This is a genomic window from Caulobacter sp. 602-1 (assembly GCF_003931565.1).
GTDB lineage: Bacteria > Pseudomonadota > Alphaproteobacteria > Caulobacterales > Caulobacteraceae > Caulobacter.
In genome coordinates, this window is sequence record NZ_RRYI01000002.1 from 273,555 (window position 1) to 296,339 (window position 22,785).

17 protein-coding genes are annotated in these 22,785 nt (G+C 69.1%); 10 read left to right on the plus strand and 7 right to left on the minus strand.

Annotated elements, in window-relative coordinates:
* Positions 1-51 precede the first annotated feature (51 nt).
* Both EIK80_RS06110 and EIK80_RS06115 read left to right on the plus strand, forming a co-directional pair.
* Complete coding sequence (locus EIK80_RS06110; protein ID WP_125156091.1) at positions 52-816, plus strand: ABC transporter ATP-binding protein; 765 nt, start codon at positions 52-54, stop codon at positions 814-816.
* Entirely contained in the window at positions 809-2,356 is a 1,548-nt protein-coding gene (locus tag EIK80_RS06115; RefSeq protein WP_125156092.1) for a glycine betaine ABC transporter substrate-binding protein, read from the plus strand. The genes EIK80_RS06110 and EIK80_RS06115 overlap by 8 nt, the downstream gene beginning before the upstream one ends.
* On the opposite strand, the gene hutU is transcribed toward EIK80_RS06115, so the two are convergent.
* From hutU to hutI, 4 genes are read right to left on the minus strand one after another with little or no spacing between them, the layout of a single operon-like run.
* On the minus strand, positions 2,353-4,017 hold the full coding sequence (gene hutU, locus EIK80_RS06120; RefSeq protein WP_125156093.1) for a urocanate hydratase: 1,665 nt from the start codon (positions 4,015-4,017) through the stop codon (positions 2,353-2,355). The genes EIK80_RS06115 and hutU overlap by 4 nt on opposite strands.
* Complete coding sequence (gene hutG / locus EIK80_RS06125; protein WP_125156094.1) at positions 4,014-4,829, minus strand: N-formylglutamate deformylase; 816 nt, start codon at positions 4,827-4,829, stop codon at positions 4,014-4,016. Before hutG ends, hutU begins: the two co-directional genes overlap by 4 nt.
* Positions 4,826-6,367, minus strand: a complete 1,542-nt coding sequence (gene hutH, locus EIK80_RS06130) for a histidine ammonia-lyase (RefSeq protein ID WP_125156095.1) — start codon at positions 6,365-6,367, stop codon at positions 4,826-4,828. The genes hutG and hutH overlap by 4 nt, the downstream gene beginning before the upstream one ends.
* Complete coding sequence (gene hutI / locus EIK80_RS06135) at positions 6,352-7,557, minus strand: imidazolonepropionase (RefSeq protein WP_125156096.1); 1,206 nt, start codon at positions 7,555-7,557, stop codon at positions 6,352-6,354. Before hutI ends, hutH begins: the two co-directional genes overlap by 16 nt.
* Before the next feature lie 84 nt (positions 7,558-7,641).
* Between hutI and EIK80_RS06140 the strand changes: the two genes are divergently transcribed.
* The 4 genes from EIK80_RS06140 (at position 7,642) to EIK80_RS06155 (ending at position 11,534) form a co-directional block, all read left to right on the plus strand.
* Positions 7,642-9,018: a formimidoylglutamate deiminase gene (locus EIK80_RS06140; protein ID WP_125156097.1), complete on the plus strand. Its 1,377-nt coding sequence runs from the start codon at positions 7,642-7,644 to the stop codon at positions 9,016-9,018.
* On the plus strand, positions 9,015-9,722 hold the full coding sequence (gene hutC, locus EIK80_RS06145; protein WP_125156098.1) for a histidine utilization repressor: 708 nt from the start codon (positions 9,015-9,017) through the stop codon (positions 9,720-9,722). The genes EIK80_RS06140 and hutC overlap by 4 nt, the downstream gene beginning before the upstream one ends.
* A 43-nt stretch (positions 9,723-9,765) precedes the next feature.
* Positions 9,766-10,305, plus strand: a complete 540-nt coding sequence (locus tag EIK80_RS06150; RefSeq protein WP_125156099.1) for a DUF1993 family protein — start codon at positions 9,766-9,768, stop codon at positions 10,303-10,305.
* Between the two features lie 116 nt (positions 10,306-10,421).
* Positions 10,422-11,534 (plus strand): hypothetical protein, encoded by a 1,113-nt coding sequence (locus EIK80_RS06155; protein WP_125156100.1) that lies wholly within the window; start codon positions 10,422-10,424, stop codon positions 11,532-11,534.
* Between the two features lie 24 nt (positions 11,535-11,558).
* Here EIK80_RS06155 and EIK80_RS06160 read toward each other — a convergent pair whose 3' ends face one another.
* Entirely contained in the window at positions 11,559-11,972 is a 414-nt protein-coding gene (locus EIK80_RS06160) for a GFA family protein (protein ID WP_125156101.1), read from the minus strand.
* 194 nt (positions 11,973-12,166) lie between these two features.
* Between EIK80_RS06160 and EIK80_RS06165 the strand changes: the two genes are divergently transcribed.
* The 4 genes from EIK80_RS06165 (at position 12,167) to EIK80_RS06180 (ending at position 17,785) form a co-directional block, all read left to right on the plus strand.
* Positions 12,167-12,751, plus strand: a complete 585-nt coding sequence (locus EIK80_RS06165; RefSeq protein ID WP_125156102.1) for an RNA polymerase sigma factor — start codon at positions 12,167-12,169, stop codon at positions 12,749-12,751.
* Between the two features lie 77 nt (positions 12,752-12,828).
* Positions 12,829-13,770, plus strand: a complete 942-nt coding sequence (locus tag EIK80_RS06170) for a DUF4880 domain-containing protein (protein WP_125156103.1) — start codon at positions 12,829-12,831, stop codon at positions 13,768-13,770.
* An 83-nt stretch (positions 13,771-13,853) separates the two neighbouring features.
* On the plus strand, positions 13,854-16,634 hold the full coding sequence (locus tag EIK80_RS06175; protein WP_199743398.1) for a TonB-dependent receptor: 2,781 nt from the start codon (positions 13,854-13,856) through the stop codon (positions 16,632-16,634).
* Between the two features lie 14 nt (positions 16,635-16,648).
* Positions 16,649-17,785, plus strand: coding sequence for a glycerophosphodiester phosphodiesterase family protein (locus tag EIK80_RS06180; RefSeq protein WP_125156104.1), 1,137 nt, complete (start codon positions 16,649-16,651; stop codon positions 17,783-17,785).
* A gap of 139 nt (positions 17,786-17,924) precedes the next feature.
* Here EIK80_RS06180 and EIK80_RS06185 read toward each other — a convergent pair whose 3' ends face one another.
* Positions 17,925-19,493, minus strand: coding sequence for an alkaline phosphatase (locus tag EIK80_RS06185; RefSeq protein WP_125156105.1), 1,569 nt, complete (start codon positions 19,491-19,493; stop codon positions 17,925-17,927).
* A 2-nt stretch (positions 19,494-19,495) separates the two neighbouring features.
* The gene (locus EIK80_RS06190; protein ID WP_125156106.1) at positions 19,496-22,774 is read right to left on the minus strand and encodes a TonB-dependent receptor; all 3,279 of its coding nucleotides are present in this window, start codon (positions 22,772-22,774) and stop codon (positions 19,496-19,498) included.
* Positions 22,775-22,785: the final 11 nt, after the last annotated feature.

Consider the following 22,785-nt stretch of genomic DNA (forward strand, 5'->3'; position numbering starts at 1 on the left):
GAGTCAACGCTTGGGAGGGGCGAAGGTTGATTCTCGCCGCCCGGAGCCCGCATGACCGAAGCCATCGTTCTCGATCAGGTCAGCAAGACGTACGGCGGGCGCGCGGTGCTGGCGCCAACCTCGCTGACGATCACCAAGGGCCGCTTCGTCGCCCTGGTCGGCGGCTCGGGCGCGGGCAAGACCACGCTGCTGAAACTGATGAACGGCCTGTCCGTCCCGAGCGCGGGCCGGGTGCTGCTGGACGGCGCGGACATCGCCGCCAAGCCGGGACCGGAACTGCGGCGCGGCATCGGCTACGTCTTTCAGGAGATCGGCCTTTTTCCCCACATGACCGTGGGCCAGAACATCGGTGTCACGCCCGAGCTACTGGGGTGGCCGGCCGACGAGATCGCCGCGCGGACCGACGAACTCCTCGACCTCGTGGCCCTGCCGCGCGAGATCGCCGGCCGCGCGCCATCGCAGCTGTCGGGCGGCCAGCGCCAGCGGGTCGGCGTGGCGCGCGCTCTGGCCGCGCGGCCCGCGATCCTGCTGATGGACGAGCCGTTCGGGGCGCTGGATCCGGTGACCCGCGCGGCCCTGGCCGACGATGTCCGGGCGCTGCACGAGCGGCTCCGCCTGACCACGGTGATGGTCACCCACGACGTCGGCGAGGCCCTGCTGCTGGCCGACGAGGTGGTGGTGATGGCGAATGGCCAAGTGCTGGCCCAGGCCCCGCCGTGCGCGCTGCTGGCCGGCCATTCCGATCCCGTCGTCGCCCAGCTGATCGCCGCGCCGAGACGGCAGGCCGAGCGCTTGGCGGAGCTGGCCCGTGGCTGATCGTCTCTCCGCCGCGTTGGCGGCGCTTCCCGAGCGTTTGGGCTGGCACGTCGCGCTGTCGGCCTCCGCGCTCGCCCTTGGCCTGTCCATCGCCCTGCCGCTCGGGATCGCGGCCGCCCGCAGCCCGCGCCTGAAGTGGATTTCGCTGGCGACTGCGGGCCTCGTGCAGACCATTCCGAGCCTGGCCCTGCTGGCCCTGTTCTATCCGGTGCTCCTGCTGCTTTCGGGCCTGGCGACGAAGGTGCTGGGTCACGGCTTCCCGGCCCTGGGCTTCCTGCCCTCGCTGCTGGCCCTGACCCTCTATTCGATGCTGCCGATCCTGCGGAACGCGGCGGCGGGCGTCTCCGGCGTCGACCCGGCCGTGGTCGAGGCCGCGCGGGGCGTGGGCATGACCGACCGCCAGCGGCTGTGGCGCGTGGAACTGCCCCTGGCCGCGCCGGTGATCATGGCCGGGGTGCGCACCGCCGCCGTGTGGACGATCGGGGCGGCGACGCTCTCGACGCCCGTCGGCCAGACCTCGCTGGGCGATTACATCTTCTCAGGGCTCCAGACCGAGGACTGGGTCGCGGTGCTGGTCGGCTGCGCGGCTTCGGCGGGCTTGGCGCTGATCGTCGACGGCCTGCTGGGCCTGATCGAGGCCGGCGTGGCGCGACGCGACGGCCGGCGCCTGTGGGCCGGCGGCGCGGGCCTCGCCATCGGCCTGCTGGCGGCGATCGCGCCCCTGGCCGGCGCGGCGCTGTCGCAAGGCCGGCCGACCTATGTGATCGGGGCCAAGAACTTCTCCGAACAGTACATCCTGGCCGAGCTGATGGCCGGCAAGCTGGAGGCCCGGGGCGCCAGCGTCCAGCGCCGCGTGAACCTGGGCTCGGCCGTCGCCTACCGCGCCCTCGCGAGCGGCGAGATCGACGCCTATGTCGACTATTCCGGCACCCTGTGGGCCAATGTCCTGAACCGGACCGACAATCCCGGCCGCCAGGCGGTGCGGGACGGCCTGAGGACCGAGCTGAAGGCCCGCGACGGCGTCGTGCTGCTCAGCGCCCTGGGCTTCGAGAACGCCTACGCCCTGGCCATGCGCCGCGACCGCGCCGAGCAGCTAGGCGTCAAGACCCTGGCCGACCTGGCGACCAAGGCGCCTGACCTCGTCATGGGCGGCGACCTGGAGTTCTTCTCGCGGCCGGAATGGGCGGCGGTGGTCAAGGCCTATGGCCTGAGCTTCAAGGCCAAGCGCCAGTTCCAGCCGACCTTCATGTATCGGGCGCTGGCGAGCCGCGAGGCCGACGTGATCTCGGCCTTCTCGTCGGACGGACGGATCGCGGCCGACGACCTGGTGCTGCTGGGCGATCCGAAGGGCGCGCTGCCGCCGTATGACGCGGTGATCCTGGTCTCGCCGAAGCGGGCCGGGGATCGCCGGCTGCTGGACGCCCTGACGCCGCTAGGCGGCAGTATCGACGTCAAGGCGATGCAGGCGGCCAACTATGCGGTCGATCGGGACACCGGCAAGAAGAGCCCCGCCGAGGCGGCGGCGCAGCTGGTTCGTTAAAGGATCCCCGGCAGGTCGAGGCCCTTCTCCCGCGCGCAGTCGAGCGCGATGTCGTAGCCGGCGTCCGCGTGGCGCATGACGCCCGAGGCCGGGTCGTTCCACAGCACCCGCGCGATCCGCTTGGCCGCCGCTTCGGTCCCGTCGCAGACGATCACCATCCCCGCGTGCTGCGAGAAGCCCATGCCGACCCCGCCGCCGTGGTGTAGCGACACCCAGGTGGCGCCCGAGGCGGTGTTGAGCAGGGCGTTCAGCAGCGGCCAGTCCGATACGGCGTCCGAGCCGTCCTGCATGGCCTCGGTCTCGCGGTTCGGCGAGGCGACCGAGCCGCTATCCAGGTGGTCGCGGCCGATGACGATCGGGGCCTTCAGCTCGCCACTGGCGACCATGTCGTTGAAGGCCAAGCCCAGGCGGTGGCGATCGCCCAGACCCACCCAGCAGATGCGAGCCGGCAGGCCCTGGAACTTGATCTTCTGGCCGGCCATGTCGAGCCAGTTGTGCAGGTGCGGATTGTCCGGGATCAGTTCCTTGACCTTGGCGTCGGTCCTGGCGATGTCTTCCGGATCGCCCGACAGCGCCGCCCAGCGGAACGGCCCGACGCCCCGGCAGAACAGCGGCCGGATATAGGCCGGCACGAAGCCGGGGAAGTCGAAGGCGTTCTCGACCCCTTCCTCGAGCGCCATCTGGCGGATGTTGTTGCCGTAGTCGACGGTCGGGACGCCGGCGGCCTGGAAGTCAAGCATGGCCCGCACGTGCGTGGCCATCGAGGCGCGGGCGGCGCGGTTTACGCTCTGCGGATCGCGCGCCTTGGCGTCCGCCCATTGGTCCAAGGTCCAGCCGGCTGGCAGGTAGCCGTTGATCGGGTCATGGGCGCTGGTCTGGTCGGTCAGAAGGTCGGGGCGGACGCCGCGCTTGAACAGCACCGGCAGCAGCTCGGCGGCGTTGCCCAGCAGGCCGACCGAGATCGGGGATTTCGCGGCGCACGACTCCTCGATCCAGGCCAGGGCCTGGTCGACGCTGTCGGTGGACTTGTCGAGATAGCCGGTGCGCAGCCGCATATCGATCCGCGAGGGCTGGCACTCGATGGCGAGGCACGAAGCGCCGGCCATCACCGCCGCCAGGGGTTGCGCCCCGCCCATGCCGCCCAGGCCCGCCGTCAGCAGCCACTTGCCCGACAGATCGCCGCCATGGTGCTGGCGGCCCATTTCGACGAAGGTCTCATAGGTGCCCTGCACGATACCCTGGGCGCCGATATAGATCCACGAGCCGGCGGTCATCTGGCCGTACATGGCCAGACCCCGCTTATCGAGTTCGTTGAAGTGCTCCCAGGTCGCCCAGCGGGGCACCAGGTTGGAATTGGCGATCAGCACCCGGGGCGCGTCCGCATGGGTGCGAAACACCCCGACGGGCTTGCCGGACTGGACCAGCAGGGTCTGGTCGTCCTCGAGCCGGCGCAGGGTCTCGACGATCTTGTCGAAGCTCTCCCAGTCGCGGGCGGCGCGGCCGATGCCGCCATAGACGACCAGCTCCTCCGGCCGCTCGGCGACGTCGGGGTGCAGGTTGTTCATCAGCATCCGCAGCGGGGCTTCGGTCAGCCAGGACTTGGCGGTGAGCTCGGTCCCGGTGGCGGGGCGGATGATGCGGGTGTTGTCGCGGCGGGTCATGCTCGGTGGCTCCGGGCGAAGGTGAGGCAGGCGGAAAGGACGTCTTCCAGCGCCGCGCGCAGCGGCTCGGCGCGGTCGGCGTGGAACGGCGTGGGCCAGGTGTCTTCGGCGAGCTCGGCGGGTTCGTCCATGTAGCCCCGGCAGGCCAGCTCCATCTGGATGGCGTGGACGCCGGTCGCTGGCTGGCCGTAGTGGCGCGTGGTCCAGCCGCCCTTGAAGCGGCCGTTGGAGACGCGCGAGCGTCCCGAGGCGTCGCAGGCGGCCTCGACGGCGGCGGTCAGGGCGTCGTCGCAGGAGGCGCCGCTGTTGGTTCCGAGATTGAACTGCGGCAGCTCGCCGTCGAACAGGCGCGGCACAAGCGAACGGATCGAGTGCGCCTCGTACAGCACCACGGTCGGATGGATCGTGAGCAGGCGGTCGATCTCGGCGCGCAGGGCGGCGTGATAAGGTTCGAAGTACATCGCCCGGCGACTGTCGATCTCGGCTGCGTCCGGGCCGCCATCACGCCACAGCGGCTCGCCGTCAAAGGTGGTGGTGGGACACAGCTCGGTCGTCGCCTGGCCCGGATAGAGCGAGGCGCCCGAAGGGTCGCGATTGACGTCGATGACCGTGCGCGAGATCGCCGTCCGCACCATCGTCGCCCCCATCCCCTCGCCGAAGGCGTAGAGCCGGTCGACCCACCAGTCGGCGTCCTTGCGGGCCAGCCAGGGGGAGGTGAGGCCGACCTCGATATCGGGTGGGATCTCGGTCCCGGTGTGGGGCAGGCTGACGATCAGCGGCGCGTCGCCGCGGGCGATCTGGAGCCAGTTCATCCGCTAACCCCCGGCAGGTCGCCCGCCGCGGCGATCACCGCACCGGACTGCACCAAGGCGTTGGCCGCCTCCAGGTCCGGGTGGAAGTGCCGATCGTCGTCCAGATGCGGCACCTGGCTCCGCGTCAGGGTCCGCACCGCTTCCAGCGCCTGGCTCGACCGCAGCGGAGCGTGGAAGTCGCAGCCCTGCGCCGCCGCCAGCAGCTCGATGCCCAGCACCGCCGTGGCGTTCTCGACCATGCCCAGCAGGCGCCGCGCGCCGTGGGCGGCCATGGAGACATGGTCCTCCTGATTGGCCGAAGTGGGGATCGAGTCGACGCTGGCCGGATAGGCCTTCTGCTTGTTCTCCGAAACCAGGGCGGCGGCCGTGACCTGCGGGATCATGAAGCCGGAGTTCAGGCCGGGCTTGGGCGTCAGGAAGGCCGGCAGGCCTGACAGCGCCGGGTCGACCAGCATGGCGATGCGGCGCTCGGCGATCGAGCCGATCTCACAGACGGCCAGGGCGATCATGTCGGCGGCGAAGGCCACCGGCTCGGCGTGGAAATTGCCGCCGGAGAGCGCCTCATCGGCTTCCGGGAAGATCAGCGGATTGTCCGAGACGCCATTGGCCTCGGTCCCCAGCGTCGCCGCCGCCTGGCGCAGGACATCCAGCGCCGCGCCCATCACCTGCGGCTGGCAGCGCAGGCAGTAGGGGTCCTGGACGCGCTCGTCCGCCTTCAGGTGCGACGCGCGGATCTCCGAGGTCGCCATCAGGCCGCGCAGGGCGGCGGCGGTCTCGATCTGGCCGGCATGGCGGCGCAGGGCGTGGATGCGCGGATCGAACGGGGTGTCCGAGCCCTTGGCGGCTTCCGTCGACAGCGCGCCGGTGACCAGGGCTGACTGGAACAGCAGCTCGGCCTCGAACAGGCCCGCCAGGGCGTTGGCGGTCGAGAACTGGGTGCCGTTGAGCAGGGCCAGGCCTTCCTTGGGGCCGAGCGTCAGGGGCGCGAGGCCGGCCTTCTTCAGCGCCTTGGAGGCCGGCTTGCGCTCGCCCTCGACGAAGATCTCGCCGACCCCGATCATGGTCGCGGCCATGTGCGCCAGCGGCGCCAGATCGCCCGAGGCGCCGACCGAGCCCTGGCACGGGATCACCGGCGTTAGGCCCTGCAGCAGCATCTCCTCCAGCATCCGCACGGTCTCGACGCGCACGCCCGAGGCGCCCTGCGCCAGGCTGGCCAGCTTCAGGGCCATCATCAGGCGGATGACCGGAACCGGCGACGGCTCGCCGACGCCGGCGGCGTGGGACAGGACGATGTTGCGCTGCAGGGTCTCCAGGTCCGCGTCGCCGATGCGGACGCTGGCCAGTTTCCCGAAGCCGGTATTGATGCCGTAGACCGGCTCGCCCTTGGCCAGGATGCGTTCGACCGCCGCCGCGCTCTCCGCGATCACTGGCCAGGCGTTCTCGGCCAGGCGCGCCGAGGCCCCGCGATAGATCGCCTTCCAGTCGGCCAGCGGCACGTCGCCGGGGTTCAGAACAAGCTTGGTCACTGGCCTCTCCACACGCGCGCATGGAGCGGATTGAAGCCCATGCGATAGACAAGTTCGGCGGGACGCTCGATGTCCCAGAGGGCGAGATCGCAGGCCTTGCCGGCCTCCAGCGTCCCGCGATCGTGCAGCAGCCCCAGGGCCCGCGCGGCTTCGCGCGTGACGCCAGCCAGGCACTCCTCGACGGTCATCCGGAAGAGGGTGGCGGCCATGTTCATGACCAGCAGCGGCGAGGTGAGCGGCGAAGTGCCGGGGTTGCAGTCGGTGGCCAGGGCCATGGGCACGCCCGCTTCCCGAAGAGCCGCGATCGGCGGGACGCGGGTTTCGCGCGTGAAGTAGTAGGCGCCGGGCAGCAGGGTCGCGACCGTGCCCGAGGCCGCCATGGCGGCGATCCCGGCCGTGTCCAGGTGCTCCAGGTGGTCGGCCGACAGCGCCCCGAACGCGGCGGCCAAGGCGGCGCCATCGAGGTTCGACAGCTGCTCGGCGTGCAGCTTGACCGGCAGGCCATGGGCCTTGGCCGCTTCGAACACGCGGCGGATCTGGTCGGGTGAAAAGCCGATGCCCTCGCAGAAGCCGTCGACCGCGTCGGCCAGGCCCCGGGCGGCGATGGCGGGGATCATCTTCTCGCAGACCAGGGCGACATAGCCGTCCTTGTCGTCGCGGTATTCCGGCGGCAGGGCGTGGGCGCCCAGAAAGGTGGTGCTGACGCCGACGCGCCGGATGTCGGCCAGGGTGCGGGCGGCGCGCAGGCTCTTGATCTCGTCGTCGAGGGAGAGGCCGTAGCCGGACTTGATCTCGACCGTGGTGACGCCCTCGGCGATCAGGGCGTCCAGGCGGGGCAGGGCGGCGGCGACCAGTTCGCTCTCGGAGGCCGCGCGGGTGGCGCGCATGGTCGAGACGATGCCGCCGCCCGCGCGGGCGATCTCTTCGTATGAGGCGCCGGCCAGGCGCAGCTCGAACTCGTGGGCGCGGTCGCCGGCGAAGACCAGATGGGTGTGGGGATCGATCAGGCCGGGGGTGATCCAGCGCTCGTCGACATCGATGGTTTCGGTTGTTTCGAAGGCTGGCGCATCGTCCGCCGGGCCGGCATAGGCGATGCGCCCGTCCAGGCTGGCGACGACGCCGTCCTCGACGATCCCAAGGCCTTCGCGATCCGGGGCCAGGGTCGCGAGACGGGCGTTGATCCACACCCGATCACAGCGCATGAGCCTGCCTCCGCCAACGCGGACCGTCTCTTGCGGGCCGCTTCAATATGTATAGACATATTTGCGAACGATGAGGCTTGTCCAGTGACCGACGCGCACATTTCCGAGTCTTCCACGGTGGTCTGGTGCGAGAGCGCCCTGCTGGCGGACGGCTGGGCGCGGGGTGTGAAGTTCACCATCACCGATGGCCGTATCGCCCGTATCGACACCGATACGTCGGCGGGCGACGCTGTCCGTCTCGGCCCCGCCTTGCCGGGCCTGGCCAATGTCCACAGCCACGCCTTCCAGCGCGCCATGGCGGGTCTGGCCGAGACGCGCGGCGACACCGGCGACACCTTCTGGACCTGGCGCGAGGTCATGTACCGCTTCCTGGAGCGGCTGGATCCCGACATGGCCCAGGCCATCGCCGCCATGGGTCAGGTCGAGATGCTGGAGGGCGGTTTCACGCGGGTGGGCGAGTTCCACTACCTGCACCACGCGCCCGACGGCGGCGCTTACGACAACCCGGCCGAGATGGCCGCGCGTATGGCGGCGGCGGCCGAGGAGACCGGCATCGGCCTGACCCTGCTGCCGGTGTTCTACGCGCACAGCAACTTCGGCGGCCTGCCGCCGACCGACGGCCAGAAGCGCTTCATTCACGACCTCGACGGCTTCGCGCGGCTGGTCGAGGCCTGTCGCGCGATCGTGGCGGACTTGCCCGAGGCGGTGGTCGGCGTCGCCCCGCACAGCCTGCGCGCGGTTACGGCCGAGGAGCTGGACGCTATCGTCCCGCTGGCCGCCGGCGGGCCGATCCATATCCACGTCGCCGAGCAGACCAAGGAGGTCGACGACTGCCTGGCCGCGACCGGCCAGCGTCCCGTCCGCTGGCTGATGAACCACACCGAGGTGGGCAAGCAGTGGTGCCTGATCCACGCCACTCACATCAACGCCACCGAGACCGAGCGCCTGGCCAAGAGCGGCGCGACCGCCGGCCTGTGCCCGGTGACCGAGGCCAATCTGGGCGACGGGATCTTTCCGACGCCGGACTACCTGGCCGCTGGCGGAAGTTTCGGAATCGGGACCGACTCCAACATCGTGATCGACGCCGCCCAGGAGTTGCGGACCTTGGAATACGCCCAGCGCCTGACCCGCCGCGCCCGCAACGTGCTGGCGGGCGGCCCCCAGCGCTCGACTGGCGGCGACCTGTGGCGCGCGGCGACGCTGGGCGGGGCGCAGGCGCTGGGCGTCGGACGCGGCGGCCTGCGCCGTGGCGCGCCGGCTGATTTCATCACGCTGGACGCGAACCATCCGAACATCGTCGGCCGTTCCGGCGACACGCTGATCGACAGCCTGGTCTTCGTTGGCGGCGGGATCGACACCGTCTGGCGGCACGGCAAGCGACTTGTCTCGGGCGGCCGCCACCACGCCCGCGAGGCGATCACCGCGCGCTACGTCCAGACCCTGAAGGCCCTGCTGGCGTGACGGGACCGCTGCACCAGCGCATCCGCTCGGACATCGAGGCGCGCATCCGCTCCGGCGAATGGGCCCCCGGCCATCGCGCGCCGACCGAGGCGGAGCTGCTGGCCGAGTACGGCTGCTCGCGGATGACGGTGAACAAGGCCATGACCGCCCTGGTCGAGGCCGGGCTGATCGTGCGCCGCAAACGCGCCGGCTCGTTCGTGGCCCGACCCAAGGTTCACGCGCCGGTGCTGAACATCCCCGACATCCAGTCCGAGATCGTCGCGCGCGGCGAGACCTACGCGTTCCGCCTGCTGGCCCGGGCGGTGCGGACGGCCGACCGCGACGCCCCCGAGGAAGTCGAGCTGGCGGCCGGCGGCAAGCTTCTGGCGCTGGAGGGGGTCCACGACGCCGGCGGCCGGCCGTTCGCCCTGGAGCGGCGGCTGGTCTCCCTGAAGGCCGCGCCCGAGATGGAAGCCGCCGACTTCGCACGGGTCCCGCCCGGCGCCTGGCTGCTGGAGCACGTCGCCTGGACCGAGGCCGAGAGCCGCATCAGCGCGGTCAACGCCGACGCCGACGACGCCCGCCTGCTGGCCCTGGACGAGGGCGCGGCCTGCCTCGTCGTCGACCGCCGCACCTGGCGCGAGGGCCAGCACGTCACTCGCGTACGCCAGGTCTTCCCTGGCGAGGCCTACGATCTGGTGGCGCGGTTCGGGCCTGGCGCCTGACGCCGAGTCCGGCTTACCTCCCATGCCAAATCGGAGGACGCCCATGGACCTGCACGCGATCGCCATCCCGACCTACGCCCACATGCTGAAAGGCCTGTCGGCCCAGCTGTCCAAGGGCGAGGTTCACGCCGCTGAGCACGGCCTGGCGCCGGAGAGCCTGATCGGGGCGCGGCTGGCGGCGGACATGTTTCCGCTGTCGACCCAGGTCCGTTTCGTCTGCGTCCAGGCCAGCGACCTGCTGCGTCATCTGACGGGCGCGGAGTCGTTCGCTCCGGCCGAGGACGCGACCGACTTCGCCGGCCTGCGGGCGCAACTCGCCGACGCCGTGGCGCGGATCGAGGCGACCCCGGCCTCGGCCTTCGACGGCGCGGCCGAAAAGCCGATCGAACTGAAGATGCCCAACGGTATCGTCTTCGACCTGACCGGCGAGCAGTTCCTGCGGGACTGGGCCCTGGCCCAGTTCTATTTCCACGTCACGACCGCCTACGCGATCCTGCGCAACCAGGGCGTCCCGCTGGGCAAGCCCGACTGGGTGCCGCACATGTTCGCCTATATCCGTCCCGGCACGCTGCCTGGAGGTTGAGTCCTTCTGGCTACCCCCCGTTCGGGGGATGTCGGTCCCGGGCGCCGGAAACGTAGAACGGCGTTCGGGGACCGAGTGTGGCGCGTGGTGCGGCGAGGGTCCCCGAGGGATCCGTCATGGCCGAACCGACACTTCGCGATTTCCAATTCCTGATCCAGCTGGTCGACAGCGGCTTCATCCAGGCGACCTTCAAGTTCGTCGACCTGAGGCCGCTTCTGAAGAGCGTTGGGGTGCTGACGCCGGAGGTCGACGCCGCCCTGGCCTTGGTCGAAGCCAATCCGGCCCTGATCAATCTCGGCATCCAGACTTTCAAGGAGGCTCTGAGCAAATATCCCCTGGATACGCCGCTCAGCGTGGCCTTCGGCTCTGGGACGGGCGGCACCGGCACGGTCGCCAATCCGATCGTGCTGACCGAGGCTCAGATCCAGGACGCCTACAAGGCCCTGGCCGGCATCTCGGCCAGCTCGTCGAAGGCGCTTTCGGAATATCTGAGCGGCCCGAACGGCGAGAAGGTGGCCAACGCCTTCTACGCCGAGATGAAGGAGCTGGCGCAGCTGCAAGCCGACGTGATCGCCAACAAGATCACCAAGGCGGTCTTCATCGACAAGCTGGTCGGCTACTCGGTCGACACCTCGGCCCTGGCGCTGCAGGCGATGAATTTCTTCACCGGCAAAACGCCCAGCCAGACGGCGCTGAACGACCTGATCGACAGCGCCACCAACACCACCGACCTGACCGACTACGCCTACGCCATCTACAACACCGGCAACAAATATATCGAGTTCGCGGTCAACCAGGCGATGAGCGGCGCGGGCGCGGCGGCGTTCAAGACCGCCTATGACAGCCTGTCGTTCCGCGACGCGGTGGTGAAGGCCTATGACGCCATCATCGGCAACGCCAAGGCCGGGGCGGCGGGGATCAACGTCGCGGCGGCCGTCGACTACATCGTCTCGCAGCAGAACTACTTCACCGCCTATGGCCACGACGCCCTGGGGGCCAAGGCCGCCATGGCCGGCTTCGTGATGTACGCCGGCATGAACGCCGGCGTTGGGTCCTATGCCGAGGCGACCAAGGCCTTCCTGACCGACGCCTATGACGGCAAGGCCAGCTATGGCGGCGCCCTCGTGGCGGCCAAGGCGCCGGCCGAGGCGAGCATCCCGGCCTCGATCGACACGGTGGCCCTGATCGCCCAGCCGGCCGACCACCACGACGCCGGGGCTTTCGTCTAGGCGACTTCGTCTAGGGGGCTTGGTCTAGTCGGGCATCGTCTCGAAGACCGTCAGGCCTTCCGGCGGGATCACCCAGTCCGGACGGTCGCGGTTGAACAGGACCATGGACGGCTTGAACAGGTTCGGGTCGTCCAGGCTGCCGGCGTAGATCGTGTGGCTGTCACTCAGCCCATGCTCGCCGCCGAAGACGAGGCCCCCGCAAGTGGGGCACGAATTGCGGGTGGCCTCGCCCCCTCGGAAGGCCCGGCTGCGGTACTGTCGCGCCGGGCCTTTTATGGTCAGGGCCGACGCCGAAAACCCCATGAACGGGATGAAGCCCCCGCCCGACGCCTTGCGGCAGTCGGCGCAGCAGCACAGGCCCATGAAGTCCGGCGCGCGATCGGCCTCCCAGCGCAGAGCGCCGCAAAGGCAGCCGCCTTTGAAAATGGTCTCGACCATGGCGGGAGAGTGAAGCCGGTCCGTCGCGGCGGCAAGCCCGTATGGAACCCCCGGAATGCGCTTCATCCTCGTGGCGGGGCCGGGTCTGGCGCATGTCGGGCTCCAGCCCGAGGCCCGCGGCGACCCGACGACCTTCACATCGCTGACATGGGGCGGGCCTAAAGCGGCGGCGCGACGGCCGACGGGACTCTCCCATGTCATACTTGCGCGACCAGGACCGCTGGTTCATCGAGGAGGTCTTGCCGCACGAGCCAGCCTATTTGGCGCATGCGCGACGGCTCTGTGGGGACGCCGATGATGCGGCCGACCTTGTTCAAGACGCCTACGCCAAGCTGTTTGGACTGGAGACTTGGCGCGATCTGGCCAGTCCCAAGGCCTATACGCTCGCCATGATCCGCAACCTCGCCATCCAGAAGATGCGGCGAGCACGGGTGGTCAGCATACGTCAGATCGCTGGTCTCGACGCCGCGGATCTGGCCGACGAGACGCCGAACGCCCAGAGCCAGACCATCGCGCGCGAGCAGCTGCGCCGCCTGCTGAAGGCCGTGGAACGGCTGCCCGATCGCTGTCGCCAAGTCGTCGTCATGCGTCGCTTCGAGGAGCTGTCGCCGCAAGAGATCGCCCGCCGGCTGGGTCTGAGCCTCTCGACCCTTGAGAAACGTCTGGCGCGGGGCATGTTTCTGCTGTCTCAGGCGATGGACGCGGACGCGCGCTCCACGGTGGGAGCGCCCGCGGCGGCCTCGAAAAGCGGGCCTCGTCGGCGCACCAACGGCGAATAGGCGGGATCAGACACGCAAAGTGGAGGTGCGTCGCGGTTCGAGCGTCTCTAGGGTGAAACCGCGATCGAGACCCTCCCTTGCCTGATTCCTCCGCGCCTTCACCGTTGGACGATGCTCCGGACGATATCGCCGCCCAGGCCGCGTCCTGGCTGACGCGCCTGGACATGGGTGTGGCGGACCAGGAGGCGTTCGAGCGATGGCGCGACGCTGATCCGCGTCATGCCGTGGCGTTCGCCAAGGCCGCGGCGCTCTGGTCGGATCTAGCGCGCGTTGGGCGCGCCCTGGATCAGCCTGCGTCGGTCCCCGCGCCCGGGCCCCGGCTGTCGCGCCGGAGGCTGCTTGAGGCGGCGGGGATTGGCGCCGTGACGGTGCTGGGCGGCGGCGCCGCCACGCGAGCCTTCGCCCGCCAGAGACTGGTCAGCGCCGTCGGCCAGCGGTTGAACCGCCACTTGGCGGACGGCGCGATCATGACCCTGAACACCGACACCGAGGTGCGCTGGCGTGAACACCGCGATCGCGTCGAGGTATGGCTGCAGCGGGGTGAGGTCGGCCTGACGCCCGCCGATCGGCCCTTCGTACTGCGCGCGAGCGCTGAGACCGTGCGCCTACAGCCGAGAGGCCGATACAACGCCCGCATGCGCGGCCCGGTGATCGACGTCACGGTGCTGAGCGGGCGGGCGATGACATCTTCGGTCTCCGCCATGTCGGCCTACAACCTGACCCTTACGGCAAGCGGCGCCCTGACCCGCCCGACGGCCGCGCCCGAACTGCTATCCATCGAGGCTTGGCCGCGCGGGGAGGTCGTGTTCGAGGACGAGCCTCTGTCGGTCGCCGTCGAGGAGTACAACCGCTACCTCAGCCGCAAGCTGATGATCGTCGACCCGCAGCTGGCCGCCGTACGGGTGGGAGGGCGCTTCACGTCGTCGGACCCGGCCGATTTCCTGCAGGCCCTGTCGGCGAGCCTCGGCGTGACCGCGCGCCGGGTCGGCGACGATGTGATCCTGACCCGCGCGAAATAAATCCCTCCGAACTTGGCGGTGGCGGCGCGCCTGAGCGTCTCCCCATCGACCGCGCCACGGCGCGAGGCTTTCGGGGATATTCGATGACTTCCAAGGACATCAGCTACGCGGCCCTGTTGGCCGCGACGGCGGCATTCGCCATCCACGCGCCCGCCTTCGCCCAGACTCCGGCCGTGGCCTTTGACATCCCGGCGGGCGACCTGACCGCGTCACTGAACGCCTTCGCGCGTCAGGCCGGCGTGCAGATCTTCTTTCCATCGGCCGAGCTGTCGGGCCGCAAGGCTCCGGCGATCAAGGGCGTCCTGCCCGCTCACGCCGCGCTGTCGCGCCTGCTGAGCGCCGGCGACCTGGAGATCGCCGCCGACGACGGCCGCACGATCTCGCTGCGCCCGGCGCGGCGGGAGACCGCCATCGCCCTGGACGAAATCCTGGTCACCGCCCAGAAGCGCGAACAGAAGACCATCGACGTTCCCTTCGCCCTGACCGCGTACAGCGGCAAGGCTCTGGAGCGGCTGGGGGTGACGAACTTCCGCGAGCTGGCGACCCACGTGCCGGGGCTGATGGTCGAGGACCAGTCGCCCAACAATCCCATCTTTGTGATGCGCGGCATCACCTCCTCGGGCGGCGACTCGTTCACCGAACCCCGCGTGTCGGTGTTCCAAGACGGCGTGTCGATCTCCAAGTCGCGCGGCTCCTATATCGAGCTCTACGACAACGCCCGCGTGGAAGTGGCCAAGGGACCGCAGTCGACACTGTTCGGCCGGGGCGCCCTGATCGGCGCCCTGAACGTGATCCAGAACAAGGCCGGCCCGGACCTGGACTGGTCGCTGGCGGCCGAAGGCGGCGACCTGGGTTACTACCAGATCGACGGCATGCTGAACCTGCCGCTGTCCGATACCGTGTCGCTGCGCGTGGCCGGTCGTCGCAAAAGCCGCGACGGTTACCAGAAGAACCTTGATCCCAACGCCGACGGCGACCTGAACGCCATCGACACCAACGCCTACCGGATCGCGCTCAGCTTCAAGCCCAACGATCGCTTCAGCGCCGATCTGATCTACAACCACCAGGACGACGAGACGAACGGCACGGGCTTCAAGTCCATGTACGTCAGTCCCACCGACCCGGCGACGGGCAAGGTGCTGGCGGGGACGCGGGTGAACGATCCTGTCTGGCTCTCGAAGCCCACCGACTTCGCGCCGCGCCATCACCTGGGCGTCGACCAGCGCCAGAACGGCGTCATGGCGCTGGCGAAGTACAAGGTCACGAACGCTCTGACCCTGAACGCCACGACCAGCTACCGCGACATCGATGCGGCCGAGGTCTATGACGCAGACGGCACGTCGCTGCCGCTGTTCACCAACATGGAGGATGTCGGGGGGGCGCAGTTCAGCCAGGAGCTGCGCCTGAACTACGACAACGGCGGCCGCGTGTCCTGGTTCGCCGGCGCCAACTACTACCGCGAGCGCTCCAAAGCCCGTGTCGACGTCCGCTTCGACGAGCGGATGCTACTGGCCCAGGCGAGCGGCATGCTGAACGGCGGACCGTTCACCGGCCTGCCCAAGACCACGCCGGCGCCGGCCGCGCTGTTCGACAACACCGCCTTCACCGGCGCGCTGCTGCAGGGGCTGGTCGCCCAGTCCAGCAAGGGCAATCTGGTGCTGACCAGCGCCGAAGCGTCCGCCTTGGCCGCGCGTCTGGACCCGCACCACGTCGAGACCTCGCGCAATGAGTCCGACCTCGATTCCTACGACCTGTTCGGCGACATGACCTTCCACGTCACCGACCGCTTCGAGCTGTCGGGCGGCCTGCGCTACAGCCGCGACGAGAAGACCACGATCTGGGGAAGCTCGGTCCAGGGCCGCAGCATCCTGGGCGGCGCCATTGGCGCGGCCGGAATCGCCGCCGCCGGAACGCCGACCGCCGTCGCCACGGCCCGCGCCCTGATCCAGGGCATGACCGCCTACGGCGCTACGCTCAACGGCCCGCTTCCACTGTTCGGGGTCTCGGCCCAGCCCACGGCCCACAATGGCGACCTCACCGGCCGCGATCTGAACGATCACGGCGTCACCTGGCGTCTGACCGGTCGCTACGCTCTCAGCCCGATCGCCAATGTCTATGCGAGCTATTCGCGTGGCCGCCGGCCCGCCGTGCTTTCGGCCGGCGCGCCGGGGGCTCCGGACGGGACGCCGACCTTCGCCGTCGCTCCCGCCGAGACGGCTCAGGCCTATGAGGCGGGGATCAAGGCCGACCTTCTTGACCAACGCCTGCGCGTCGACGCCTCGCTCTACTCCTATGACTACGACAACTTCCAGACCCGCGAGCAGCGCGGATCGACCTTCGTGACCACCAACGCCGGCACGGCGCGAGCCTATGGCTTCGAAGGGCAGGCCGATTTCGCCGCGACGCCGGACTTCGATCTCTTCGCCACCTACGCCTACAACCACGCCCGCTTCACGCGCGGCGCCTATGAGGGCAACCACTTCGCCCGCTCGCCCGACCACATGGTGTCGCTGGGCGCTTCGATGCGCTGGACGGGGCTGGGCGGTAAGTTCGACCTTCGCCCGACCTATGCCTGGCGCTCGAAGATCTTCTTCGCCGACGACAACGATCGGCCCGAGCTGCAAGCGGGCCTGCTCGTGCCCGACGCCGGCCAGGACGAGTTCCAGAACGGCTTCGGCCTGCTGAACGTACGGATCAGCTACGCGCCGGACCGGGGCAACTGGGAGGTGGAGGCCTTCGGCAGCAACCTGACCGACGAGATCTATCGCAAGGGCGCGGGCAGCGCCGGCAAGTCGATCGGCCTGCCGACCAACGTGCTGGGCGAACCGCGCGTCTACGGCCTGCGCCTGACCATCCATCGCTGACGGGGGGAAAGACCATGCGACGTCTTCTGCTGTCGGCCGCGTTCCTGCTGGCCTTGACCGACCCCGCCAGGGCCGCGACGCCGGCCGCATCGCCTATCGTCATTGGTCATCGGGGCGCCAGCGCCTACCGGCCCGAGCACACGGCGATGTCCTACAAGCTGGCCATTCAGATGGGGGCTGACTTCATCGAGCCGGACCTCGTCATGACCCGGGACGGCGTCCTGGTGGCCCGGCACGAGAACGAGATCGGCCGCACCACCGACGTGGCCCGCCACCCCGAATTCGCCAACCGCAAGGTCACGCGGACCATCGACGGCGAGACCTTCACCGGCTGGTTCGTCGAGGACTTCACCTTGGCCGAGCTGAAGACCTTGAGGTCGCGCGAGCGCCGGCCCGACGCCCGGCCCGAAAGCGCCCGGTACGACGGCCAGGAGTCCGTGTTCACGCTGCAGGAGATCATCGACATCGCCAAGGCGGGCGCCGCCGCGCGCGGCCGGCCGGTGGGCCTCTATGTCGAGCTGAAGAACCCGGACTACTTCCGGAGCGTCGGCCTGCCGATGGAGAAGGCGTTGATCGACGTGCTGGCGGCCAACGGCCTCAACACCGCCGACGCGCCGGTGATTATCCAGTCGTTCTTCCCGTCGGCCTTGATCGCCCTACGGAGCATGACGCCGATCAAGCTGATGTTCCTGGTCAACAGCCAGTCGCCGCCGGCCGCGATCCTGGCCGCCAACCACATCGCCCGATGGTCGGACGTCTGGTCGCCCGACGGCCTGAGGAAGATCGCGAGCTTCGCCGACATCGTCGGGCCCGAGACCCAGATCATCCTGCCGCGCGACGTCGAGGGGCGCAGCTTGCCCGCCAGCGATTTCGTGGCCGACGCCCATGCCGCGGGCCTGAAGGTTCACGTCTGGAGCGTCAATCCGGAAAACCTGGACCTGCCCGTCGAACTACGCTGCGGCGATCCCTCGTCACCGGGATTCGGTCATCGGCTTGGCGACGTCGAGACCGAAGCGCGTCGGCTCTTCGCGCGAGGGATCGACGGCGCCTTCAGCGACGCTCCCGATATGCTGGTCAAGGTGCGGGCCGAAGGGCCGGAGGCCTGGAGCAGAAAGGCTGAGGCGGGCCGCTCGTGCGCTTCCAGACAGTAGAAGGTTCGCCTCCTGGAACGAGTCGACTCGAGGGGCGGGCTTCGGCGGACTTCCGCTTCGGAGCGATCTTGCTCGCGGCGCGGCGGCCGGGATGTCCAGTCCCTGGCGACACAGCGGCGGCGAATGCGCGCCCAGGTCTTCACCGCGAGACATGCAGCCCCGGGCGACCTGGTTCGACCACGAACCGCGCCAAGGTGGAGACCCGCCCGCCCGGCGCGCTGACCTTGTCGATCACGCGCAGGTCGGTCGTCCAAGCATCAGGTCGGATGTCGAACACCTGGTAGCCGCGACGGCCGTTGCTGAGGCGACATTGCGGATTGTCGGCCGCGACGCCCTCCCAACCGGGCGGCATATCGTAGCCGTCGCCCCCCGAACTGATGGACGTCGAGACGAATTCCGTGGCGACCGGCGGCGAGTCCAACGCGCCCTCGCGGCTGGGAACCACGCCGGCATGATGTTTGTGCACGTCGCCGGTGGAGATCACGACATTGGTAAGGCCGCGATCCTGGATCGCGCGGATCAGACGTTGGCGAGCGTCCGGGCGGCCGCTCCACGAGTCTTCGTTGGCGCGGCCCGAGGGGCGGGAGGCAGGGTAGAGGAACGGCATGACCATGACCTGTTGCGCCAGCAGGTTCCAACGGGTCGGCTGGGCTAGGCCCCGGGCGAGCCAGGCTTCCTGGGCGGCGCCCAGCATCGAGCCTGGGGTCCCGATCGGCTCGCACGGCGCGGTGGGCTTGCCGCCGCCGCAGACCAGGCCTGAGCGGTGCTGGCGGGTGTCCAGCACATGGATGCGCAATAGATCGCCGTACTGGATCCGGCGATGAGCCACGATCGCGCCCCGGTCCGGGAACTGCGCCCGTCGCACTGGCATGTTCTCGTACCAGGCCTGCAGCGCGGCGGCGCGGCGCAGGGCGAAGATCTCGGGCGGCGCGCCATCCTGATCGGCGCGACCGGCCCAGTTGTTGTCGACCTCATGGTCGTCAAAGGTCGGGATGAACGCCGCGACCGCATGGGCCGCTTGCAGGTCGGGATCGGTCTTGTATTGGGCGTAGCGTCGCCGATAGTCGTCGAGGCTGTAGATCTCGTCGCCCGCGTGCTGGCGAAAACAGGTCTTGTCGCCGTTGATCGGCAAGCAGGCGACGCCGGATCGGCCTTCGTAGATGTAGTCGCCGTAGTGGAACACGGCGTCCAGCTCCCCCTCGGCCGCCAGATGAGCATAGGCGGTGTAGAGGCCCTGCTCGTAGTGCTGGCAACCGGCCACGCCGAGCCGCACCTGGCCCGGTGCGGCGCCCGGCGCGGGCGTCGTGCGGGCGCGGCCGATCCGGCTGGACGCCTGGCCGGCGTGGAAACGGTACCAGTATCGCGCCGCCGGCCGCAGACCAGCCAACTCGACATGCACCGCGTGACCCAGTTCCGGGCGGGCGACGGCCTCGCCGGACAGGACGACCCGGCCGAAGCCCTCGTCCTCGGCCACCTCCCAGCGCACCGGAATGGCCCGCATCGGCAGGCCGCCCCCGTACTCCAGCGGCCGCGTCGCCAGGCGCGTCCAGATCACGAAGCCGTCCGGCGCGGGATCGCCAGCCGCGACGCCCAGGGTGAAGGGATCTTCTTTCGGCGGCTGGGCCAAGGCCGCCAGCGGGGAAAGCCCGCCCGCCACGGTCAGGCCCGCGACGGCGCGCAGAAGCTCGCGCTTGTCGAAGATGGTCATGACTAGAACACCGCCCGCAGGCCGAGCGTGGCCGTCTTGCCGTAGTGACGGTAGTCGCCAGCGTGATCCGGAACCGCGCCGGCCGAGGTCTGGACGCCCGGCAGCATGATGTCGGTCGGTTCGTTCAACAGGTTGCGGGCCGAGAAGAACACCGACCAGCCCTTGCGGATGGCGTAGGCGCCGGAGACGAACATGTCGACGCGCGGGGCGATGTACGAGCCCGTCGAGACGCTGTTGAGCTTCCGCCCCGTCCACAGCGTGTTGAGGTTCAGGCTGAACGGCCCCTTCTTATACGCCAGCACCACCGAGCCCAGGTTCTTGGCCGACAGCGGAATGGGCTCCTCGGGATCCAGGTAGGTGTAGGAGCCGCGCACAGTCAGGCCGTCCAGCGGAGAGGGCAGGTAATCGAGGGCGTGGGTGAACTCGGCCTCCAGGCCCCGGATCTTGATGGAGTCTCCCGAAACGGTCCGCGTGGTCCTGAACGTGTAGTTGGCGTACTCGTCGCCCGTGTAGCCGAACTCCTCGGCGGTCAGGTCCTCGGATTGGAAGAGACCCTTCACGTCGTTCTGGAAGTAGTTCAGGGCGATCAGGCCGACGGGCTCGAAATAGCGCGCCACCCGGATCGACAGGTTGTCCGAGATTTCGGGTTTCAGGCCCGGGTTGGGGGCGGTGACCAGCATGGCCTCGTCGTTGATCGACCAGACGCCGGCCAGCACGTTGACCTCCGGGCGGCGAATGGTGCGGCTGTAGCCGATCTGCAGGTCGGTCTGGGAATTGATGGCGAACTTCATCGACGCGCTGGGGAAGAAGTAGTCGTAGGAGCCCTTGCGCTCGATCTGTGGGCGCGACTGATACTGATACTTGAGGCCGTCGATCGTCGTGGCCCGGCCGGTGGTCGCCGACACGGCGAATCCGGCGGCCCGGGTCTCGTCGGCGGTCAGCGGGTTCCATTCCCGCGCCCGGGTCTTGGTTTCCTCCCAGCGCAGGCCGGCGCGGACGGTGAGGCGGTCGTTCAGTTCCGCCGTCGCCATGCCATAGGCGGCGTTGGTGTCCTCCTCGAAGTGACGCGTGTTCTCGATGAAGGCGGTATAGTAGTTCGCCGCCGTGATGGTGTGCTGGAACTGCTCGGGGTGGTCGAGGAAGAGCCGGCCGATCTTGGCGTTGCTGGGCATGTACAGCTTCGGCGAGCCCGACTTGGACGCATAGTGGATATCGAGGCCGTCGAAGCTCAGCTCGTTGGGGGTGCTATTCTCGGTCATGAACTGGGCCACGCTCAGCGGGCCGACATAACGATATTGGTGAGCGACGCGCTCATTCTTGTAGTCGTAGACCGCGCGCTTGGCCTTGAGGCCGGTCTTGAAGGTGACCGAGGCGAAGTCAAACGGCGCCTTCACGGTCAGATTCAGCGCGCCGCCGCCCAGTTCTGTGCGCGCGGAGCGGCCGTCCTGGCTGTTAATGACGATCGCCGCCGTCTGGCGGGTGTAGCTGGCCGGATTGCTCCAGTCATCGCCGCTGGTCTGGACGATCGTCCAGTTCTGCTTGCCCAGTCCGTCGCGCTTGGCGGTGAAGTTGCCCCCTGCCGCCGGGGAGTTCACCAGACTGAAGATCGAGCTCTCGTCGCCTAGCGGGTCGTAGCGGCTATTGGAGTCGGAATAGGAGATGTTGCCGTCGAGCACGAAGCGGCGGCCCTGGTACTCGAAGCTCGGCACGATGGTCAGGCCGTCGCCGCGCTTGGAGATCATGTTGGACTGGGCTGTGACGCCAATGCTGGTGTCGGGACGCCGGGTGGTGAAATCCGTCGCGGCGTCGCCGATCACGCCGTAGGTCCGCGCGCCGGTCGTGAAGACCTCCGTTCGCTGGCCCGACCACAGGTAGGCGGTGTTGTAGATCGTCGCCAGCGACAGGATCAGGTTGTCGGTGGCCTTGAAGTCCAAGGTCAGCGAGCTGGCGAAGCGCGAGGTCTCTTGGGCGCGCATGTGCGCGTTGATGGTCGTTACGGCCAGCGGATCCGGGCTGACGGCGTTCGGCTCATAGCTGCGAGGATAGTAAGCCTGTTCCATTTCCGAATAGGTCTTGGACTGGCTGATACTGGCGACCACGCCAAGGCGGCGGTTGAAGAAAACGTCCGAATATTCGAGCTGGCCGTTCGGCAGCGCCTTGCCGTCGCGACGGCCATCGGCGGGACCGGTGATCTTGTCGTTCCAGAGGTCGGAATGGGTGACGGCGCTGACCTGAGCGACGATGCGGCGGCCCTTGCGGTCGAAGGCGCGCTTGGTGCGCAGATTGATCATGCCGGCCGGCGCGTTGGCGTCGACGTCGGCGCTGACCGTCTTGGAGATCTCGATGGCGTCGATGCTGCTGAGCGACACCTGCTCGAAGCTGAACGCGCGCGAGGTCGACGAACCGGCGTTGCCGTCGGCGGCGGCCAGGCTGACGCCGTTGACGGTGATCGAGGTGTATTCCGGCGGCAGACCGCGCAGGCGGACGTAGCGCACGGTGTCGTCGCCTTCGCCCTCGGTGTCGACACCGGGCATCCACTTGATGAACTCGCCGACATTGCCCTCGGAGATGGAACCGAACGACTCCGAGGACAGGCTGTTCTTGATGTCCATGGCGTTGCGCTGGCTCATGATCGCGCGGGCGTCGCCGTCGCGAAAGCCGCCGGTGACGATCACCTCGCTAACCTGGGTAGCGGCCGGTTCGCCCGAACGAGCCAGCTCGACGTCCAGCTGCGCCGTCGTTCCCGAATGGATGGTGACGGGCACGGTCCGATCGGCGAAGCCGGTGAAGCTGACCGTCACCTGGGCCTCGCCGGCGGGAAGGTCGATCAGGCGGTATTCGCCGCGCTCGCCAGCGGCGTCGGCGCGGTGTTCGCCATCGGCCGTGACCACTCGGATCGTGGCGTTGGCCATGTACTGGCCGGTCAGCGGATCCAGGACGCGGCCCGAAAGCGCGCCCATCTTGCCGGCCGAAGCGCGAGTGGTCGAGCGCAGGGTGATGATCGCGCCCTCGTCGCGGGCGATGCGCAACGGCGTGCCGGAAATCAGCCGGCGCAGGGCGGCGCGAACGTCCATCTCGCCCATGACCGACTGAGTGTTGACGCCGGCGAGGTCTCGGGCGGGCGCGATGATCTGGACCTGGGCCTGGTCGGCGAACTCGGGGATGGCGGTGACCGCCGGCTGAGCGGGAATGTCGAACCGGCGGGCCTGGGCATGCGCCTGCGCGGCGACGCAGGCCACGGCGGCCGCGCCGCAGTGAAGCAAGGTCTTGTAGGCGATCATCGTTCTCGGGC

Coding starts and splice junctions, on each gene's coding strand:
- hutI (WP_125156096.1), bottom strand. CDS start 7,557: ATGCGCTGTGATCGGGTGTGGATCAACGCCCGTCTCGCGACCCTGGCC.
- EIK80_RS06175 (WP_199743398.1), top strand. CDS start 13,854: ATGACTTCCAAGGACATCAGCTACGCGGCCCTGTTGGCCGCGACGGCG.
- EIK80_RS06160 (WP_125156101.1), bottom strand. CDS start 11,972: ATGGTCGAGACCATTTTCAAAGGCGGCTGCCTTTGCGGCGCTCTGCGC.
- EIK80_RS06155 (WP_125156100.1), top strand. CDS start 10,422: ATGGCCGAACCGACACTTCGCGATTTCCAATTCCTGATCCAGCTGGTC.
- EIK80_RS06190 (WP_125156106.1), bottom strand. CDS start 22,774: ATGATCGCCTACAAGACCTTGCTTCACTGCGGCGCGGCCGCCGTGGCC.
- EIK80_RS06150 (WP_125156099.1), top strand. CDS start 9,766: ATGGACCTGCACGCGATCGCCATCCCGACCTACGCCCACATGCTGAAA.
- EIK80_RS06185 (WP_125156105.1), bottom strand. CDS start 19,493: ATGACCATCTTCGACAAGCGCGAGCTTCTGCGCGCCGTCGCGGGCCTG.
- hutU (WP_125156093.1), bottom strand. CDS start 4,017: ATGACCCGCCGCGACAACACCCGCATCATCCGCCCCGCCACCGGGACC.
- EIK80_RS06165 (WP_125156102.1), top strand. CDS start 12,167: ATGTCATACTTGCGCGACCAGGACCGCTGGTTCATCGAGGAGGTCTTG.
- EIK80_RS06110 (WP_125156091.1), top strand. CDS start 52: ATGACCGAAGCCATCGTTCTCGATCAGGTCAGCAAGACGTACGGCGGG.
- EIK80_RS06180 (WP_125156104.1), top strand. CDS start 16,649: ATGCGACGTCTTCTGCTGTCGGCCGCGTTCCTGCTGGCCTTGACCGAC.
- hutG (WP_125156094.1), bottom strand. CDS start 4,829: ATGAACTGGCTCCAGATCGCCCGCGGCGACGCGCCGCTGATCGTCAGC.